Source organism: Riemerella anatipestifer (genome assembly GCF_009663465.1).
Classification (GTDB): Bacteria; Bacteroidota; Bacteroidia; order Flavobacteriales; family Weeksellaceae; genus Riemerella; species Riemerella anatipestifer_C.
In genome coordinates this window covers 270,825-286,583 of record NZ_QXHU01000005.1, presented here as the reverse complement: position 1 = coordinate 286,583, position 15,759 = coordinate 270,825, and the positions used below count along the sequence as shown (strand labels likewise).

At 34.1% G+C, this 15,759-nt stretch carries 15 protein-coding genes; 5 read left to right on the top strand and 10 right to left on the bottom strand.

What is annotated here, in order from left to right:
* The first annotated feature begins 415 nt into the window (after positions 1–415).
* From D1003_RS08845 to pruA, 4 genes are all read left to right on the top strand, one after another.
* On the top strand, positions 416–1,213 hold the full coding sequence (locus D1003_RS08845) for a DNA methyltransferase (protein WP_079206842.1): 798 nt from the start codon (positions 416–418) through the stop codon (positions 1,211–1,213).
* A gap of 2 nt (positions 1,214–1,215) precedes the next feature.
* Complete coding sequence (locus D1003_RS08840; RefSeq protein ID WP_014938123.1) at positions 1,216–1,890, top strand: type II restriction endonuclease NlaIII; 675 nt, start codon at positions 1,216–1,218, stop codon at positions 1,888–1,890.
* Positions 1,887–2,885 carry a DNA adenine methylase gene (locus D1003_RS08835; protein ID WP_014938122.1) on the top strand — a complete coding sequence of 333 codons (999 nt, stop codon included), beginning with the start codon at positions 1,887–1,889 and terminating at the stop codon, positions 2,883–2,885. Before D1003_RS08840 ends, D1003_RS08835 begins: the two co-directional genes overlap by 4 nt.
* Before the next feature lie 105 nt (positions 2,886–2,990).
* Positions 2,991–4,616: an L-glutamate gamma-semialdehyde dehydrogenase gene (pruA, locus tag D1003_RS08830; RefSeq protein WP_153936510.1), complete on the top strand. Its 1,626-nt coding sequence runs from the start codon at positions 2,991–2,993 to the stop codon at positions 4,614–4,616.
* Positions 4,617–4,674: 58 nt separating this feature from the next.
* Here pruA and trmB read toward each other — a convergent pair whose 3' ends face one another.
* The 8 genes from trmB to D1003_RS08790 all read right to left on the bottom strand — a co-directional run bounded on the left by trmB (position 4,675) and on the right by D1003_RS08790 (position 11,533).
* Positions 4,675–5,355: a tRNA (guanosine(46)-N7)-methyltransferase TrmB gene (gene trmB, locus D1003_RS08825; protein WP_052911740.1), complete on the bottom strand. Its 681-nt coding sequence runs from the start codon at positions 5,353–5,355 to the stop codon at positions 4,675–4,677.
* A 40-nt stretch (positions 5,356–5,395) separates the two neighbouring features.
* Positions 5,396–6,202, bottom strand: a complete 807-nt coding sequence (locus D1003_RS08820; protein ID WP_153936508.1) for a hypothetical protein — start codon at positions 6,200–6,202, stop codon at positions 5,396–5,398.
* A gap of 73 nt (positions 6,203–6,275) precedes the next feature.
* A complete protein-coding gene (locus D1003_RS08815; RefSeq protein WP_014938118.1) occupies positions 6,276–6,932 on the bottom strand; it encodes an alpha/beta hydrolase in 657 nt (218 codons plus the stop codon).
* A gap of 48 nt (positions 6,933–6,980) precedes the next feature.
* A complete protein-coding gene (locus D1003_RS08810) occupies positions 6,981–7,991 on the bottom strand; it encodes an AMP-binding protein (RefSeq protein ID WP_153936506.1) in 1,011 nt (336 codons plus the stop codon).
* A 68-nt stretch (positions 7,992–8,059) separates the two neighbouring features.
* Positions 8,060–9,004, bottom strand: coding sequence for a transporter (locus D1003_RS08805; RefSeq protein WP_153936504.1), 945 nt, complete (start codon positions 9,002–9,004; stop codon positions 8,060–8,062).
* On the bottom strand, positions 9,005–10,051 hold the full coding sequence (locus D1003_RS08800) for a cytochrome-c peroxidase (protein WP_153936502.1): 1,047 nt from the start codon (positions 10,049–10,051) through the stop codon (positions 9,005–9,007).
* A gap of 86 nt (positions 10,052–10,137) precedes the next feature.
* Entirely contained in the window at positions 10,138–10,953 is an 816-nt protein-coding gene (locus D1003_RS08795) for an MbnP family protein (RefSeq protein ID WP_153936501.1), read from the bottom strand.
* Positions 10,954–11,128: 175 nt separating this feature from the next.
* Positions 11,129–11,533, bottom strand: coding sequence for a hypothetical protein (locus D1003_RS08790; RefSeq protein WP_260393382.1), 405 nt, complete (start codon positions 11,531–11,533; stop codon positions 11,129–11,131).
* A gap of 92 nt (positions 11,534–11,625) precedes the next feature.
* Here D1003_RS08790 and D1003_RS08785 point away from each other — a divergent pair, with 92 nt between their 5' ends.
* Complete coding sequence (locus tag D1003_RS08785) at positions 11,626–13,548, top strand: ABC-F family ATP-binding cassette domain-containing protein (RefSeq protein ID WP_311710010.1); 1,923 nt, start codon at positions 11,626–11,628, stop codon at positions 13,546–13,548.
* A gap of 285 nt (positions 13,549–13,833) precedes the next feature.
* Here the strand turns inward: D1003_RS08785 and D1003_RS08780 are convergent, their stop codons facing one another.
* Both D1003_RS08780 and D1003_RS08775 read right to left on the bottom strand, forming a co-directional pair.
* Positions 13,834–14,772: a geranylgeranylglycerol-phosphate geranylgeranyltransferase gene (locus D1003_RS08780; RefSeq protein WP_153936499.1), complete on the bottom strand. Its 939-nt coding sequence runs from the start codon at positions 14,770–14,772 to the stop codon at positions 13,834–13,836.
* Positions 14,773–14,789: 17 nt separating this feature from the next.
* Positions 14,790–15,716 (bottom strand): mevalonate kinase, encoded by a 927-nt coding sequence (locus tag D1003_RS08775; RefSeq protein ID WP_153936498.1) that lies wholly within the window; start codon positions 15,714–15,716, stop codon positions 14,790–14,792.
* Between the last annotated feature and the right edge of the window lie 43 nt (positions 15,717–15,759).

The window sequence follows — 15,759 nt, the reverse complement described above, 5'->3', positions numbered from 1 at the left end:
CCAACAAAACAAAGAAAACTACCAATAAAATAACGACACCTACCTAGAAGACACCCACCACTACCAACAAAACAAAGAAAACTACCAATAAAATAACGACACCTACCTAGAAGACATCCACCACTACCAATAAAACAAAGAAAACTACTAATAAAATAACGACACCTACCTAGAAGACACTCATCACTACCAACAAAACAAAGAAAACTACCAATAGAATAACGACACCTACCTAGAAGACATCAAACACTAAACAATAAGACCTATCTGAAATAAGGATTATCGTTAATGAAACATCAATGATAGGCACAAAATCCACTAATTAACTATCAATTCATTCTCTATACCTTTTCTTAACAGTTTAAAAATAAATATTATTAACTATCTTTGGCACAAATAAAGATTCATCTCAAAAATGAGGTTTAATGATTTAAATGTTGAAGAGTGGAAAGATACAGACATAGACGTTAACTCTCTATGGTTGATTGACCAACGTGGAAGAGAAGGAAAACATAAAAACATTTATCACGGTAACTTTATTCCTCAAATACCAAATCAACTGATTAGGCGTTTCACCAAAGAAAATGAGTTAGTATTAGACCCCTTTTTAGGAAGCGGAACCACCTTATATGAATGTGAAAATCTAAATAGAAATTTTATAGGACTAGACATCAATCAGCAGATGATAGACTACGTGAAAAATCAAATGAAAGATTCTAGTTTTATACATAATTTTTCAATATTTAATTGCGATGTTACTAACAAGGAACAGACTACACATTTTTTAGAACTAGGACTAAAAAAAAACAACTCAAAACAAGTTGATTTTATAATAATGCATCCGCCTTATATGGATATTATAAAATTCACAAACCACCCCAATGACCTATCACAAATAGACAATCTAAATAGTTTTGTAAAAAAATTTCTAGAAGTTTGTAAAAATATATTACCATACTTAGCAAAAAATAGATATTTTGCCATAGTAATTGGAGATGTTTATAAAAATAGTGAGGTAATCCCTCTTTCATTTTATCTAATGGACACTGTTAAACGAAATTTCAAAACCAAACTAAAAGGTATTATCATAAAAAATATAGAAGGCAACAGAGGAAAATTAGGAAAAAATGGAATTTGGACCTATCGTGCTATGAAGAGTGATTATTATATATTCAAACACGAATACATTTTTGTTTTTAAAAAAGAACTTTAGTGATGACAAAAACAGAATTATTTTTAGAATTAGCAAAACCTGATAGTAACGGAGTAAGCCGTTGGGTTTCGGTAAACGAGTTTATAGGTAAATACAAAGCACTCCAACTTGGTAATGGAGGAAGTTGGTGTAGAGCAAGTTCAAGTTTAGCAAAAACATACACCATTGAGTTTGATAAAACAAAAACAAGAGGAAACTCCATTGATGCCATAAGATTAACTGGATTTAACAATTCTAATACATTCAATCAAAGTATCCGAAAGGAGATTAAAGATTTTTACAAAAATAAAAACTGTGTTATGCTCGGCATAAATGGCAACTCTATAAATACCAAAATAGAAATAGACCATAAAGATGGTAGAAAGGATAATGATAGAGTTTCAAATATAAAAACTCAAAGGTTAGAGGATTTCCAACCATTAAGTAAAGCCGCAAACGATGCAAAACGCCAAATTTGTAAACGATGTAAAGAAACTAATTTAAGATGGAACGCCAAAAACCTAAAAGGTAACCCTTATTCTTTTTACGAAGGAGATGAGCACTATACTCAAGAACTAGGTTGTGTTGGTTGCTATCAGTTTGACCCCGTTGAATACAGAAAATCAAGTGTCATAAAAATTAGCAAAGAAGTTACTGACAATATTTTAAAGAAACTTTATCCAGAAGAAGAAATATGAATTACATAGGGTCAAAAAGTAAGCTATCAAACTTTATAAAACAATCAATCTACTCCGTAGTTGGTAATGATTTAAGTCAAAAAATATTTTGTGATTTATTTGCAGGAACTGGCATTATTGGAAGAAACTTCAAATCAGAAGTAAAGCAAATAATAAGTAACGATATTGAATATTACAGTTTTGTACTAAATAGAAATTATATTGAAAATCACCAATTTTTTGAATACAATCATCTAATTAAAGAACTCAATAACATTAAGGGAATTCAGGGGTTTATTTTTGAAGAATACTCTGAAAACGGAAAAGCACAAAGGTTATATTTCTCTGAAACAAACGGAAAAAAAATAGATGCTATTCGCCAAAAAATAGAAAATTGGAAAATAAAAAAATACATAACAGACAATCAATATTATTTCTTACTAGCCTCTTTATTAGAAAGTGCTGATAAAGTAGCCAACACAGCTTCAGTTTACGGTGCTTTCTTGAAACATATTAAAAAATCTGCACAAAAAGAGATAATAATAGAACCCGCTATATTTACTATAAATGATAACAATCATCAAGTTTTTAACGATGACAGTAACGAACTTATTAAAAAAATAAGCGGTGATATTTTGTACCTTGACCCACCTTACAACGCTCGTCAATATGGAGCAAATTATCATTTATTAAATACAATTGCAAAGTATGACACCTTCACTCCAAAAGGAAAAACAGGTTTAAGAAACTATAACAAATCTAGCTATTGTAGTAAAAATTCTGTAAAGGAGTCTTTTGAAAATTTAATCAAAAATTCACAATTCAAATATATTTTTTTAAGCTATAATAACGAAGGGCTTATGAATAGTTCAGAAATAAAATCTATAATGTCAAAATATGGAACATATGATTTGTTCTCTATAGATTATCAACGTTTTAAAGCCGATAAAGAAAATAATAGAAATCACAAGGCTAGTTCAACTATAGAATATTTACATTTCTTAGAAATAAAATAGTTAGATTTTTCTTTCGCAAAAATGGTCAAAAACTAAAAATTGGTAGTTTACTTTAATTATAGTAACTTTGTGGAAAATCGTTTTCAACATAAAAATATAAATACAATGTCAAAAGCTATTTCGCAAGTACCATTTGCAACCAACGAGCCCGTAAGAGCCTACGCTCCAGGGTCTGACGAAGTAAAATCTCTAATTGCCACTTATAAGAAAATGTGGGCAGAGAAAGTGGAAGTCCCAATGATTATCAACGGAAAAGAGGTGAAAACAGCCCATAAGGTAGAAATGTTTTCTCCACAAGACCACCAGCACAGTTTAGGTTTCTACTACAAAGGAGATATGAAAACCGTAGATGAAGCCATAGAAACCGCTCTTGCTGCTAAAGAAAAATGGAACGCACTAGGTTGGGAGCAAAGAGCTTCTATTTTCTTAAAGGCTGCAGACCTCATCGCTGGTCCTTACAGAGATAAACTGAATGCGGCTACAATGATTGCCCAGTCTAAAAATGTGCATCAAGCAGAAATAGACTCTGCTTGTGAATTTATAGACTTTTTAAGATTTAATGTAGAGTTTATGACAGAACTCTACTCCGAACAGCCTGTTTCCGATAATGGCATTTGGAACCGTTCAGAGTACCGTCCGTTAGAAGGGTTCTGCTTTGCCGTAACGCCATTCAACTTTACTGCTATTTCTGGTAACCTACCTACTTGTATGGCAATGCTAGGAAATGTAGTAGTATGGAAACCTTCGGACAAACAAATCTACTCTGCAAAAGTAATTATGGAGGTACTAAAAGAGGCTGGCTTACCAGACGGTGTTATCAATATGATTTTCACTGACGGAAAAGAAACAGCAGAAAAAGTATTAGCACACCCTGATTTTGCAGGCCTCCACTTCACAGGTTCTACTAAAGTATTCCAAGGTATGTGGAAACTGATTGGAGACAATATCCACAACTATAAATCTTACCCAAGAATCGTTGGAGAAACAGGAGGCAAAGATTTCGTAGTTGCTCACCCATCTGCTAATGTAGAAGCCGTAGCCACTGCTCTAGTAAGAGGTGCTTTTGAATATCAAGGGCAAAAATGTTCGGCAGCTTCTCGTGCTTACATTCCTAAATCTATCTGGAATGATGTAAAAGCGGTAATGGAAGCTCAACTTAGCACTGTAAAGGTAGGTTCTCCAGAAGACCCTTCTAACTTTGTGAACGCCGTGATAGACAAGAACTCTTTTGAAAAATGCAAAGGATATATCGAAAGAGCCAACCAAGCTAGCGATGCTGAAGTTGTTTTAGGTGGTAAAACTGATGACAGCAAAGGTTGGTTTGTACACCCAACTGTAATTCTTACTACCAACCCTAAATATGAAAGTATGGTAGAAGAAATCTTCGGACCTATCCTTACCGTTTATGTTTACGAAGATGCAGATTGGGCTGAAACGCTTAAATTAGTAGATAGCACTTCTCCTTATTCATTAACGGGAGCTATCTTCTCACAATGTCGTTATGCGATAGACGAGGCTTATAAAGCATTAGAAAACGCTGCTGGTAACTTCTATATCAACGATAAACCTACAGGAGCCGTAGTGGGACAACAGCCATTTGGTGGTGGTAGAGCTTCAGGAACTAACGATAAAGCTGGTTCTAAAATGAATCTACTTCGTTGGGTTTCTGCAAGAAGTGTTAAAGAAACTTTTGTTTCTCCTAAAGATTACAAATATCCTTATTTGGGATAATATACCTTAACACATAAGTCTAAAACAAAAGCTGCTCAATTGAGTAGCTTTTGTTATTTTATTTCTTCAATCTAAATTTAATGTAAGTAATTGTTTTACCTTTTGATGAAAACAATTCTTCATAATAAGTTCTTATATCTCTCAATAGTGGCGTTTCAGGGTCGTATTCTGGAGCTCCATAAATGTCGTGATGAGCTGAAATTATCTCATGCCCTAGACCTTGCAACAACCCTAAAGTGTAGCCGTGTAGAAATTCAGAATCTGTTTTTAAATGAATCACACCATCTTTTTTGAGTATTTTATGATATCTGTCCAAAAATTCAGGGTGAGTAAGCCTATGTTTGGTTCTGCGATATTTTATTTGAGGGTCTGGAAAGGTAATCCAAATTTCGTCTATTTCATCTGTTGTGAAAAAGCGGTCAATAAGTTCAATTTGGGTTCTTAAAAAAACAACATTGTCTAACCCTTTAGCCAAAGCCGCTTTAGCACCAAACCAAAATCTGGCACCTTTAATATCTACTCCTATAAAATTTTTATTCGGAAATGCTTCTGCCAAGCCTACACTATATTCGCCCTTCCCACAGCCTAACTCCAGCACTATAGGATTATCATTTTTAAAAACCTTTTCTCGCCACTGCCCTGCCAAAGGATACCCTTCTAAAGCCTCCTCTCTAGTTGGCTGAAATACATTTTTAAGTATTTTATTCTCGGCAAAACGCTCTAATTTATTTTTTCCCACAACTTATTTTTTAACAAGTGCAAAAATACAATTTTAAAGTCTATTTAACGACTTCCATTATGGTGGTATTTTTCATTCTCTTTTGGAATATTGGCAAGTATTTTTCAAAATAGACTTTAACTCCTTCGTACTTATTGTTTTGTACTAAAGCAAAAACACTCTCCTCCGAAGAATATACGAATTGCAGAAAATCATCTATCATATGTTTAGGAATTTTCATAGAAACAAAATAATCGTCCCCATAATAATTTCTAATAGCAGCCGTAGTTTTCATCATTTTTTCGTAGGCATATAAGCGGCGTTTTCTTTTTCTATCTCCCGAAATCACATCATAAATAGCATCTACACTAATAACCACCCCACCCCCTAAACCACCCCCTACAAATGCAATAGGTGGAGCCTCTGGTGGTGTTCCGTCTCCTTTAGATTCTGGAAGTCCTATGATTTGCTTGAGAGCCAACGGTGACTTTTTATCATCTAGTGCTATAACATCGTTTTTCAGAATACCACTAGGCTTAAATTTAGACAATTTAACTTCAGGAATTACATTATACGCCATTTTCAGCTCCACAATATTATTGTAGATTGCTAGATGTTTTTCGGTAATAGTGATATCTGTTCTATCCGTAGTAATAGAGGTAAACCTAACGACATCGCCTTTAGAAGCCGCTATTTTAAAAGCGCCTTTATAATCACATAGTACCGTTTTTCGGGTTTCTAAGTTAGTAACATAAATTGGCATTAAATAGACCTCCGAGCGATCTTCCACAAGAACTTCTCCTACAAAAAATTGAGACTTGACACACACGCTCATCAACAAGAGTAAAAATAATAAACTTCGATACATCAACTAAAATAATATCGGCAAAATTAAGCGTTGCCCTCTAAAGCACGAGTTAATTTTTTACTAAAAATAAAAGCTAAACTTCTAAATTCTTGTTAATTTCCACCTTTAAAATTTGTGTTAATAGTTTGGATTTGTTAATAATCATAAAATGACCTCCATTATTCACTTTTATTGGGCTATCAATATTTCTATAAGGTAGGATTCGGTCTTTTGTTCCGTGAATATGTATCGTATTATCCCCTACTTGAACATTCCTCCAATGTAAAATTTCTCTAATCGCCCATTTTAAAAATTTAGGATTTGTATCTTTTATAATTTCAGAAAGCAAAATCTTATCAGAATTATTCTCTACACCAAAAACCCAATATAGCAATACATTTGGATACCTCAAGAACCTTTCAGAAATTAACCTATCAATTTTAAGTTTCCCAAACCATCTATATAATTTTGGAATTTCAAACTTTGTTTTTGCCGATGCAATCAAGATAACTTTTTCTGTTGCAATATGTTTAGCCACTTCTGTTGCTACAATTCCGCCGAATGAGAGTCCAATCAAAACTGGTTTTTCTGTAATAATTTTCTCTGAAATCCTAAATGCATAATCTTCAAGACTTTCTCTATCCTTTGGTTCAATCCAATCTATAAACTCATAATCGTAATTTGAAAAATCAATTTTTTCAAACGCTCTTTTATCCGCTCCAAGCCCACTAAAAATATAAATTTTACTCATAATTTATGTTTTGTAAATTTAAGAGCACCCTCTCCTTTAGCCTTTACATTACAATCGCTTCCTCAACTCCACACGATTGACTTTGCCATTTGGAGTTCTAGGAATTTTGTCTAAAAAAACAATTTCTTTTGGTGCATAGTAGGGCTTATCATACGCTATCTCGCCAAGTAATTTTTGAGTTTCTTGTGATGCTTTTCCTTCTATTACCAATACTAATTTTTCGCCTAAAACAACATCAGAAACACTAGTAAATACCAACTCATTCGGGATTATTTTCTTTAATTTATCCTCTAATTGCTCTGGGATTATCTTCACTCCACCAGAGTTGATAACATTATCCACTCTACCCAAAAAGCTAAAAACGCCTCCTTCTTTTAGTTCTACCAAATCATTAGTAATGAGCTTTTCCGAAGTAAGAAGAGGCGCCTCAATACAGAGGCAACCTCGTTTATCTTGAGTTAAAAATATATTTTGCAAAGGCTTAAAATCGAGTTCCTCATTTGGCGTTATCTGTTTTAACGCAATGTGAGAAAGCGTTTCGCTCATTCCGTAAGTTTCATAGATATGAGACGTAACACCTTTTAGCTTTGTCTTAAGAGACTCCGAAACAGCCGCACCACCAATGATTAGTTTTTTAATTAAATCTACCTTTCCCAAAGAATACTCCACTTGGAGTGGCGTCATCGCACAGAAATCAACTTCTTCGTCTAAATCTTCTAAAGGACTAACGGAAGGCGTTTTTATCAATAACTTCAAACCTCGCTCCATAGCCCTTACCAACATCATTTTTCCCGATATGTATTCCACTGGCAAACAGAGCAATGCCTTATTTAACCTATTTAAACCTAAAAAATCACAGGTCATAGTCGCAGATGCCTTCATTCTTTCCTTTTCTACCTCAAATACTTTAGGCACACCCGTAGAGCCCGATGTTTTTACCGAAACGCAAGGCTTCTCCGAATACCAATCTTCTAAAAAATTCAGAACTTGATATTCAAAATCGGTATTGGGTTGAAGTTGTTTTAAATCTACCTCTTTAGAAAAGTCTATCAGCATCATAGAAATACTTATAATTTACCTCAAAAATAAACTATAAATATCAAATGCTAAAATCTACTCCTCTATAATTAAAGATTAAAATTGATGTAAACGGAATGTCTTGAATTTATCCTAACCGAATTGACAGCTATTTCAGAACGCAAAGGTAATTGGCTTTCCAAACCTATATTAAACTTACGAAAAGAAAACTCCGCCCCCAATTTGCTCAACACCAAATAACCGCCTGTATGAGGCACTTTTTCTCCCACCTGCACATTTTGGAAATACTTTTCCGTAGAAATTCCCAACCTCGGAGATAGTCTAAAACCATCAAAATCTTTGATATAATACCCTGTAACAGAAGTATTCCATTGGTCTCCAAAACGATAATAATATTTATTTTGATTTTTGAAAATATAATCGGTGGAAAGTGCCACCGCCCATTGTCCTTTCATATAAGTATAATTAACAATGGCAGAATAGTCCCAACTTCCCGTTCCTCTTTGAAAACTCGGATTATAGGAGTTAGCCGTTTTCTCATCAAATTTAGCTAGTGGTACTTTAACCCCAACTCCAAAATTTAGCTTATGTGAATCTTGTTTATCCAAATTAAGTTTATAAATAATAGATGCCGACGCATCTCCCACACCACTTAATTCTTGTTTAGCATCTGTATATCTGCTATGAAAATGAAATGGCAAATTGGCATAAATGTCTACATTTTTATGAAGTGGAATACGCCCCCAGATTTGTACCGTGTTGTAATGTTCTGGAACGGAAAAATGAGCGTCTAAAATATTACTTTTAGACTCATACGATTGGTAAAGGTATTTAATACCAATAAACTGAGGATTGAGTATGCTTTCAAAACCAGAAGCCGCATTACCTACCGCACAACCACACGCATCGCAATCTTCCTCTAACCATCTTAAAGATTGGATAGGAAAACTAGCTGGTTTAACACTAATACTATCTTTAGCCTGTAAAATCAATAGACTAAATAAATTAAAAATTAAAATTATCTGTTTCATCATCTATTCTGAAAATGCTGGGTTAGTAATAAATTGAGGGTCACTTAATGTTTTTAAAAATGAAATAAGGTCATATTTTTCTTGCTCCGTTAAAGGAATTCCTACTCTACCTTTAACCTTTCTAAACTCAGGGTCTAAGTTAGGGTTATCTATAACTCCTGAATCGTAAAAATCAAGCAATGCCTTTAAGGTATAAAATCTACCATCGTGAGTATAAGGAGCGGTATATTCCACATTTCTAAGACTAGGCACTCTAAACTTCAAAAAATCAGAATCTTTGCCTGTTACTCTTTTTCTACCTTCGTCTTTTAATATAGGATTATAGGGTAGCCCTGTATTTCTGTAACTTTGGTCTGTAAACAAATCTGTGGAATGGCAAGCTGTACATTTTTGCTTAAAAATAGTATAACCTCTCGCCTCCTCCTCTGTAAATTTTTCTCCTTCATTTCTTACCACTTTATCATACTTACTGTTAGCCGAAATCATTATAGACATAAACTGTGTGATGGATTTCAAAATTCTTTCAGCCGTAACTTTGTCATCGCCATATACAATGGTAAAAAGTCTCTTATAATCTTTATCATCTTTAATCTTCTGCGTAATATTTTCTATGGTTTCGTCCATTTCTTCGTGTGCCGAAATAGGTATAATGGGTTGCATCTCCAAATCGGTTACAGAGCCGTCCCACATATATTTATCCAAGAAAATCATATTCTGAATAGGCAAAGCGTTTCTAAAACCTTCTCTACCTTCTACTCCGTGGCTTACCGTATGCCCATGATGTGTAAAGGCATCTTCTTGAATATGGCAAAAAGCACACGCTACAGCATTATCTTTGGCTAATCTTCCGTCATAAAATAGCTTTTTCCCTAGCTGAACACCATATTCCGTAGGTTTATTAGCTTGTAAATTATACTTCACTTCTGGAAAATTAGATGGTATTCCAAATGCGTAAGGTTTATCTATAGGATACTGAACTTCCGCCTCATCATTCCGACAAGAAAGCACAGAAACAAGAACCACCAATCCTGTGATAATGTAGCTTTTCATTTTTTCCGTAATTTATTTAAACCCTACCCAAAGATTGGGCTTCAGGTAGAGTTTATAATTAAAAATAATTTATTGGAAATAGTAGCCTAGTTATTATGAACATGGTCTACACTAAACATAAGCGAAAGGTTTTCTGCTGTTTCCTTTACTATAGCCTTACTAGGGTGCATCGCTTGTGCATTATCATCTGATAAAACCACTTTATTCTTACCACTTAAGAATTGGTTAATATCCGCCATAATATGTATTTGAGGAGCAATCGCCTTTCTTACCTTAGCCGCTTGTGGTAAATCTAATGTAACAACTTTATAAACATCAGGAGTATTGCTCTGTTGTGGATTTCCTATGTTACCTATATGTATTTTGAAGTTTTTGTCTAAAGCGTCAGAATAAGTTCCTTCAAAATTCACAAATTTATAGCCACTCGCCCAGCTCCAGCTCATACCATTAGTCTTAGCTTTATCCCAAAACAAAGCCTGTTTTTCTTGTCCCAAAACGAAAGCATCAAGAGGAATACCTAGCCCAAACTTAACTTGCTTATAATCTCCCGCAGGAATTTCCTCCAACACAAAATTATGCGTTATTGCTTCCTCTGACTGGTCCACGATATAAGCCCCTTTGTCTGGATTTTGGTAATGATATTTAACCTCCGTACCATCAGATTTTACTAGAATAACATCACTCACAATATATTTTAAAGTACTAAACTGATGTTTCTGAGATGATGACGAAGTATAAACTCCAGAAAGCCCATACATTGCCTGTCCGTTAAAGAAGTTTTCAAATTTTAGTGTTACAGAATTTTTATCATTGGCGTCTATAGTTGGTTCTTCATCTCTGTTACAAGATACCACCAAACTTAAAATGATTGCGACATAAGCAAACACGATATATTTTTTCATAATTTTTTCTATTTAGTTAAACTAATTAAATTGATTAGATAGAACACCAGAATAAAAAGTGTTCATAATTAGTCCCGAATAAATGACAATTATTATCATATCCGAAACAATACACACCATCACATAAATCCTTTATCAAAATAAAGGAAACAATGATAGCATAAAAATAAAATGATTAAACAGCTAACAAAATAGGAGGGCGAAACGATTGGTCAAAAACATCTCCTAAAACAAAAAAGTTTTTGGATATAATCTTGCGTTCAGAATTTTCGTAGAAAACCTCATCAAAGGTAAGCAACCCATTATCCAAAAGTACAAAAACAACCGTTTCATATAAAGATAGACCTACCAAAACATCGTCTTGTTGATTATCTTTAAGTTCTTTTTCTAAGTAACACTTACCATGACAATTCATCTGAGGCTTATCTTTGTTAATACAATAATTTGCCTCTATAAAACTTTGGTTGAGCTTAAAATGAACCACAACTATACTCTGCTGGAAAGAAACCAGCATTATAATCGCTAACATTATATAAGCTAAAACCTTTTTCACGATTGCAAAACTAATATTTTTTATCATACCAATTGCCAATGTGGATAAAAATCATAGTACGGTTATTTTCCTTATTTTTGCCGTTCGTTAAATTGTTAATCATTTAAAAATTAGACATTGTGCTTTCAGTTCAGAGTTTAGGGTTGCATCATTCGGGGAATTATCTGTTCCGTGATGTTAATTTCACTATAAAAAAAGAAGATAAAATAGGTTTAGTTGGGAAAAATGGAGCTGGTAAATCTACACTCCTCAAAATGCTTTCGGGCGAAATAAGTTTCTACGAAGGCGAAGTAATCCCAGAAGGTAACATCAGCATAGGTTTCTTAAAGCAAGATTTAGATTTTGTAAAAGGTAGAACCGTTTGGGACGAAACGATGCAAGCCTTTGAACAAATCAACGCGATGAAAGCAGAGCTAGACGAAGTTAATCATCAACTAGCCACTAGAACCGACTACGAAAGCGATGCCTACCATCAGCTCATTCATCGTATGACGGAGCTTAACGACTTGCTTCATCATCACGATGCTTACAACCTAGAAGGCGATATGGAGAAAATACTTTTGGGACTAGGCTTTAAAGCAGACGATTTCCAAAAGATAACCGATGAGTTTTCTGGCGGCTGGCGTATGAGGATAGAACTCGCCAAACTACTCCTCCAAAAGAACGACCTTATGCTACTGGACGAGCCTACCAACCATTTGGATATGGAGTCCATCATTTGGTTAGAAAACTTCCTAAAAGATTACCCTGGGGCTATTGTACTGGTAAGCCACGACAAGCAATTTATGACTTCGGTATGCAACCGAACTTTTGACATCAATAATAAAAAGGTAGATGACTACAAAGCCAACTACACCAAATACCTAGAACTCCGCAAGGAACGAAGAGAAAAGCTAGAACAAGCCAAAAAGAACCAAGATGCCGAAATCAAACAAATGGAAGACAACATCAACCGATTTCGTGCTAGTGCTACCAAGGCTTCTTTCGCTCAATCCTTGATTAAAAAATTAGAAAAAATAGAACGCATAGAAATAGATAACGAAGATGTTTCTAAGTTCAACATTAGGTTTGTGCAGAGTATCGTTCCTGGAAAAGTAATCTTTGAAGCTGAAAATTTAGGAAAAGCCTACGGCACAAAACAGGTTTTTGACGGTGTAGATTTTTTCGTCCAAAGAGGCGAAAAAATAGCCTTACTCGGACAAAACGGTCAAGGTAAAACCACCCTCGCCAAAATACTCGCAGGAGAAATTAAAGATTATTCGGGAAGTTGGAATTTAGGACACAATGTAAACATCGGCTACTTTGCCCAAAATCAAGAGGAAGTACTTACCCTAAACAAAACTGTACTAGAAGAAGCCGAAGATGCTGCCACCGAAGAAACTAGACCTAGAGTAAGAGACCTTTTAGGGAGCTTTCTCTTCCAAGGCGATGCCGTAAACAAGAAAACCAAAGTACTTTCTGGAGGCGAAAGAAATAGATTAGCATTATGTAAATTGTTGTTGCGCCCGTTCAATACTTTGATTATGGACGAACCGACCAACCACCTAGACATACAGTCCAAGGAGATTATAAAACTCGCTTTACAGAATTTTGAAGGTACGCTTATCGTTATTTCTCACGACAGAGAGTTCTTGCAAGGGCTTTGTGATAAGATTTTTGAGTTTAGAGATGGTAAGATGAAGGAGTTTTTAGGTAACATAGACGAGTACCTAGAATACCGACAAAAGGAAAGCATCAGAGAAATATCCGTAGAAAAATCTAAGCTAGAGGAAAAAGCCAAAACACCTCCTCCAAAAGCGGAGCCTGTAGTGGTGGAGAAACCTCAGTTTATCTCTAAAGAGCAAAAAAACCTACAAAACAAAATAAAGAAGCTAGAGGAGAAAATAGCCGACTACGAAACCGAAATAGCGACTCTAGAGGATATATTTGCAAAGACCAATCCTACGGAACAAGAACTAGAAAAATACCAAACCTTACAAAAGGAACTAGAAGCTATTATGTCTGAATGGGAAAGCCTATCGGAGCAGTTGGATTCATTTTAAAATAAAAAAATTTCTATCTTACTCCAAAAATTGATGCCTATAAAATCTAAACAAGACTTATAGGCATTGTTTTTTAGAGGAACTCCCATCATCATATCACCACTCCATTCTCCGACCTAAGGAAACGGAGGCATTAGGTTTGGGTCAAGGCTAAAAGGGCAGATATATACATCTATCTTCCTTCTTTTGTTTCAAGACAAAAGAAGGGAAAATTCAAGGTTGTGGCTATGTTGATTTAAGAAAGGTTTTAGATAATCTCTAAACCTTTTTATTATTTTATATAACCTACGCTATCTTCTCAAAAACACCATTGAGCAATATAAAAACCACGCCTATAAAAATCCACACTCTAAGCACATTTATGAGTCTAGACATTTTAGAATATCTAAAAAAATACAACGAAATTCCAGCTAATAAATAAACCAAAATAGATGCTGAAAAATAATAAGCAACTAGATTAAAATATTTTAACTCATTTACTATTAAATAAGAAGTCAATGAATTAATTATCAATAATAAATATAACAAATATACTGTTTTAGTTTTCCCAAATAATACAGGTATAGTAGCATATCCAAACAGTTTATCAGCCGCTCTAGTTAGAATATCTTTAATAACATCTATTATCAAAAGTAACACAAACAAAAAAACCGACATCAAAAACAGCAAATCTGAAAAATGCTGATAGTAAACCAATAATCCAAAAAAAGGATACAACGATAATGATACATAAGTTAAATTATTCACTACCGCTATTCGACTTAATTTGTGGCTATAGAACCATATTAGAAATTGATAAGTAAGGAAGAAAATGAAAATTCGGTAAGAAAAAACCAACGCAATCCCCAACGACAATACATTAAGCAATAAGTAAGAGTAAAGAATATATTTCTCTTTAACAAAAGACTGAAAATAACTTCTAAAAGGTTTGGTAATTTGGTCTTTTTCCTTATCGTAAAACTGATTGATAAGCCCTCCTGCCGCTATAGAAAGCAGAGAACAAGCAATAATCCCGTGTACTTTATAATCAAAGACAAAGGCTCTAAGACTTTCTTCTTGATTAAATAAAAAACAGGTGGATACATAAAGTGTAAACACATAAAAAGCCAAAACAAACACTCTAACCCCAAGCATTAGGCTAACCATCTGAGAGGCTCTATAAAACCATCTGCGGCGCTCTAGTTTAGATCTTAATTTTTGAAAATCAGAGTTGGATAGCTGCATTTAATTACCATTACTCATCAAAAACGATAAATTACTTCTTTTTTGAAACCTTCCAACATTTTCTCTGCCTTATCATAATCTTGAGTAAACCCTAATATATAGCCACCTCCACCACTACCACAAAGTTTGAGATAGTAAGTATTGGTATCCAAACCTTTTTTCCATACATTAAATATACCTTCTGGAATCATTGGTCTAAAGTGTTCGTAAGCCCATAAGGACAACTTCCTTAAATTCTTAAAAAACGGATTCATATCCTTTTTTAGAAAGGCTTCTATACAAGCATTATTATAACGAATAAACTCTTCTTTTAAAGTCTTCCTAAATCCTTCTTGCTTTAACTTTTCAAAGAAAATCTGAACCATTGGTCCCGTTTCCCCCACCACACCAGAGTCTATAAGAAAAATTGCTCCTTTACCTTGCTGTTCTTTAGGAATAGAAACTCTGTCTACATTTTCTTTGTTTTCTATGAGGATAGGCAAATTCATATAACAAATTAGTGGATCTATCCCCGAACTTTTACCGTGAAAGTAGCTTTCTAATTCTCCAAAGACTTTTTTCAACTGCTTTAAATCCTCTTTGCTAATGTATTCTGGATTGTATTTTTTAAGAGAATAACGCTCAAAAATAGCCGCCACTAATGCACCCGAACTCCCCACACCATATCCTTGTGGAATATTAGAATCAAAGAATAGACCTTTATTTATATCTTTTTTAAGCTCAGATACATTTAGTTCAAAGTCTTTTGGCAAAGTTAAACTCTGAAGATAATCAGCATATTTTAATAACGATTGGTTAGATTGGCGTTCAAAATCAGAAGATAAATCAGAAAACTTTAAAGTCCCCTTATAAAAACTGTAAGGTAGCGTAAGCCCCTGAGAATTTTCTATAATGCCATATTCTCCAAAAAGTAAGATTTTAGCATAAAAAAGTGGGTTAGCCATTCGTTATCATATTTTGTGATGCAAAGATATAAATTTATTAAAA

Coding starts and splice junctions, on each gene's coding strand:
- D1003_RS08795 (WP_153936501.1), bottom strand. CDS start 10,953: ATGAAAAAATATATCGTGTTTGCTTATGTCGCAATCATTTTAAGTTTG.
- D1003_RS08835 (WP_014938122.1), top strand. CDS start 1,887: ATGAATTACATAGGGTCAAAAAGTAAGCTATCAAACTTTATAAAACAA.
- D1003_RS08845 (WP_079206842.1), top strand. CDS start 416: ATGAGGTTTAATGATTTAAATGTTGAAGAGTGGAAAGATACAGACATA.
- pruA (WP_153936510.1), top strand. CDS start 2,991: ATGTCAAAAGCTATTTCGCAAGTACCATTTGCAACCAACGAGCCCGTA.
- D1003_RS08810 (WP_153936506.1), bottom strand. CDS start 7,991: ATGATGCTGATAGACTTTTCTAAAGAGGTAGATTTAAAACAACTTCAA.
- D1003_RS08820 (WP_153936508.1), bottom strand. CDS start 6,202: ATGTATCGAAGTTTATTATTTTTACTCTTGTTGATGAGCGTGTGTGTC.
- D1003_RS08805 (WP_153936504.1), bottom strand. CDS start 9,004: ATGATGAAACAGATAATTTTAATTTTTAATTTATTTAGTCTATTGATT.
- D1003_RS08815 (WP_014938118.1), bottom strand. CDS start 6,932: ATGAGTAAAATTTATATTTTTAGTGGGCTTGGAGCGGATAAAAGAGCG.
- D1003_RS08790 (WP_260393382.1), bottom strand. CDS start 11,533: ATGATAAAAAATATTAGTTTTGCAATCGTGAAAAAGGTTTTAGCTTAT.
- D1003_RS08775 (WP_153936498.1), bottom strand. CDS start 15,716: ATGGCTAACCCACTTTTTTATGCTAAAATCTTACTTTTTGGAGAATAT.
- D1003_RS08840 (WP_014938123.1), top strand. CDS start 1,216: ATGACAAAAACAGAATTATTTTTAGAATTAGCAAAACCTGATAGTAAC.
- D1003_RS08780 (WP_153936499.1), bottom strand. CDS start 14,772: ATGCAGCTATCCAACTCTGATTTTCAAAAATTAAGATCTAAACTAGAG.
- D1003_RS08800 (WP_153936502.1), bottom strand. CDS start 10,051: ATGAAAAGCTACATTATCACAGGATTGGTGGTTCTTGTTTCTGTGCTT.